This is a genomic window from Pseudacidovorax intermedius (assembly GCF_001476815.1).
Taxonomy (GTDB): Bacteria; Pseudomonadota; Gammaproteobacteria; order Burkholderiales; family Burkholderiaceae_C; genus Xenophilus; species Xenophilus intermedius_A.
Genome location: NZ_LDSL01000207.1, coordinates 1 through 2890 on the forward strand (window position 1 = coordinate 1; position 2890 = coordinate 2890).

A 2890-nucleotide genomic window follows, 5' to 3' on the forward strand; every position below is an offset into this window, starting at 1 on the left:
CCCGATGCCCACCAAGAGCAAGTCCCCCGCCCCCCGCCGCGGCCGCACCGCCGACACCAACAATGCGAAGGTGGAGCAGCTGTCGGCGTACACGACCGAGTTGCCGCTGCCGCACCTCAGCACCAACCAGGGCACGCGGATCGCGGACAACCACAACTCGCTGAAGGCGGGTGTGCGCGGGCCGACGCTGCTCGAAGACTTCATCCTGCGCGAGAAGATCACGCACTTCGACCACGAGCGCATTCCCGAGCGGGTGGTGCATGCGCGCGGCAGTGCCGCGCACGGCTACTTCCAGGTCTACAAGTCGATGTCGCAGTTCACGCGCGCCGGCCTGCTGAACGACCCCTCGCTCAAGACGCCGGTGTTCGTGCGCTTCTCCACCGTGGCCGGCGGCTCCAGCTCGGCCGACACGGTGCGCGACGTGCGCGGCTTCTCCGTCAAGTTCTACACCCAGGAAGGCATCTGGGACCTGGTGGGCAACAACATCCCGGTGTTCTTCATCCAGGACGCGATGAAGTTCCCGGACCTGGTCCATGCCGTCAAGCAGGAGCCGCACCACGGCATGCCGCAGGCGGCCAGCGCGCACGACACCTTCTGGGATTTCGCCTCGCTGATGCCCGAGACCACCCACATGCTGATGTGGGCCATGAGCGACCGCGCCATTCCGCGCAGCCTGCGCATGATGCAGGGCTTCGGCGTGCACACCTTCCGCCTGATCAACAGCCGCGGCGACGCGCACTTCGTCAAGTTCCACTGGAAGCCCAAGCTGGGCAGCCATGCCCTGGTCTGGGACGAGGCGCAGAAGATCGCCGGCAAGGACCCGGATTTCCACCGCCGCGACCTGTGGGAAGCGATCGAGAACGGCGACTACCCCGAATGGGAACTCGGCATGCAGCTGATCCCGCAGGACAAGGAGCATGCCTTCGGCTTCGACCTGCTGGACGCGACCAAGCTGATCCCGGAAGAGCTGGTGCCCGTCACCCCCGTGGGCAAGATGGTGCTCAACCGCAACCCGGACAACTTCTTCGCCGAGACCGAGCAGGTGGCCTTCCACCCCGGCCACGTGGTGCCCGGCATCGACTTCAGCAACGACCCGCTGCTGCAGGGGCGCCTGTTCAGCTACACCGACACGCAGCTGTCGCGCCTGGGCGGCCCCAACTTCCACGAGCTGCCGATCAACCGCGGCGTGTGCCCCTTCCACAACTTCCAGCGTGACGGCATGCACCGCCAGACCATCGGCCGCGGCCAGGTGGCCTACGAGCCCAACTCGCTGGGCAACGGCTCGGAATTCCGCGTCGATGGGGACAGCGAAGGCTTCCAGACCTATGCCGAGGCCCTGGAATCGCCCAAGATCCGCCGCCGCAGCGAGAGCTTCGACGACCACTTCACCCAGGCGCGCCTGTTCTTCAACAGCCAGACGGCGGTGGAGAAGGAGCACATCATCGCGGCCTTCCGCTTCGAGCTGTCCAAGGTCGAGGTGCCCGCCGTGCGCCAGCGCATGGTGGACAACCTGGCCCATGTGGACGAGAAGCTGGCCCGCCGCGTGGCCGAGCCCCTGGGCATCGAGCCGCCGGACGCCAAGGCCGCCGCGGGCCAGGCGGGCTACCGCGAGGCGCGCATCAACATGAGCATCGAGGAGTCGCCGGCGCTGAGCATGGTCTGCACGGGCGACGGCAGCATCAAGACGCGCAAGATCGCCATCCTGGTGAGCGACGGTGTCGATTCCGCATCGCTCAAGCCGATTCGCGAGGCATTGGAGTCTGCCGGCGCGATGTGCAAGGTGGTGGGCCCGCGTCTGGGCAGCGTGACCAGTGCCTCCAAGCGCCAGGTCGAGGTGGACGCCACCTTCACCAACATGCCGTCGGTGATGTTCGACGCCGTGCTGGTGCCGGCCGGCGCCGAGAACGCCAAGGCCCTGATGGCCAACGGCGAGGCGCAGCATTTCGTGCTGGAGGCCTTCAAGCACCTCAAGGCCATCTGTGTGGTGGGCGAGGGCGCGCAACTGCTGTCGTCGGTGGGTGTGGAAGAAGGCAAGGCCGAGGCGCCCGCCGGTGTGGTGGTCGCAACGACGCCGGCCCAGCAACTGGGCGAGAACGAAGAGGCGCAGGGCATCGCGCAGAACTTCGTCGCGGCGATTGCCAAGCACCGGCACTGGGATCGCGCGGGGGTGGAGGCGGTGCCGGCCTAGGGCTTTTCGCCCGCTTTGCCTTTTTTCGTCCGTAAGGGTCGACGTTGCTTTGGCGGCGTTGGCCCTTTTGCTTTTTGGCCGGTGGTCCGGCGTTGGCGATCATGGTTCGGCCTTGGCGCCGATGGTCCGGCCCTGGCGTTGGGCTCGCTGTCTGACGATGGTCCGGCCCTGGTGCCGGTGAGGACGCGTCGGTGCGCCACAGGGGCGGTCGGCGCTGCGCGCCGACTTCCCTGCGGTGCTCGGACGGACGGGCCGCGGCAGAACTCGCTACGCGCTTCGCGCTGCGCTCAAACAACTGCCGCGAGTCAGTTCACGAAGCGGGCCTGTCCTTCGGCAGGCCCGCAGCCCGTCCGCCCTGCGCGCCTCGGCGCCCCAGAGGCGCACCGCCACGCCCTCACCGGCACCAGGGCCTGCGTTGGGGTTGATCGACGCGCATGTGCGTCGTGCACCTGAGCCCCTCTCCCCTCGCGGGAGAGGGGTTGGGGAGAGGGGGTGGTCAAACCACCACGGCGCTTCTTGGGTGACACCGCGCCCCCTCTCCCCAGCCCTCTCCCGCGAGGGGAGAGGGAGCAATACCGCGCAGGCACGAGCCCGGATGCACAACGCCAGTGCCCCCGCGCCGGCACCGGGCCCAGGGCGCGCGGGCGATTTCGGGGTCGGCGAGGCGCGCAGGATGGACGGGCTGCAGGCCTGCCGAAGGAC

Annotated in this window: 1 protein-coding gene; it reads left to right on the forward strand. The window is 68.3% G+C overall.

What is annotated here, in order from left to right; translation table 11 throughout:
• Window positions 1-4 precede the first annotated feature (4 nt).
• Window positions 5-2188, forward strand: a complete 2184-nt coding sequence (katE, locus tag NS331_RS24345) for a catalase HPII (RefSeq protein ID WP_058644505.1) — start codon at window positions 5-7, stop codon at window positions 2186-2188.
• Window positions 2189-2890: the final 702 nt, after the last annotated feature.

Coding starts and splice junctions, on each gene's coding strand:
- katE (WP_058644505.1), top strand. CDS start 5: ATGCCCACCAAGAGCAAGTCCCCCGCCCCCCGCCGCGGCCGCACCGCC.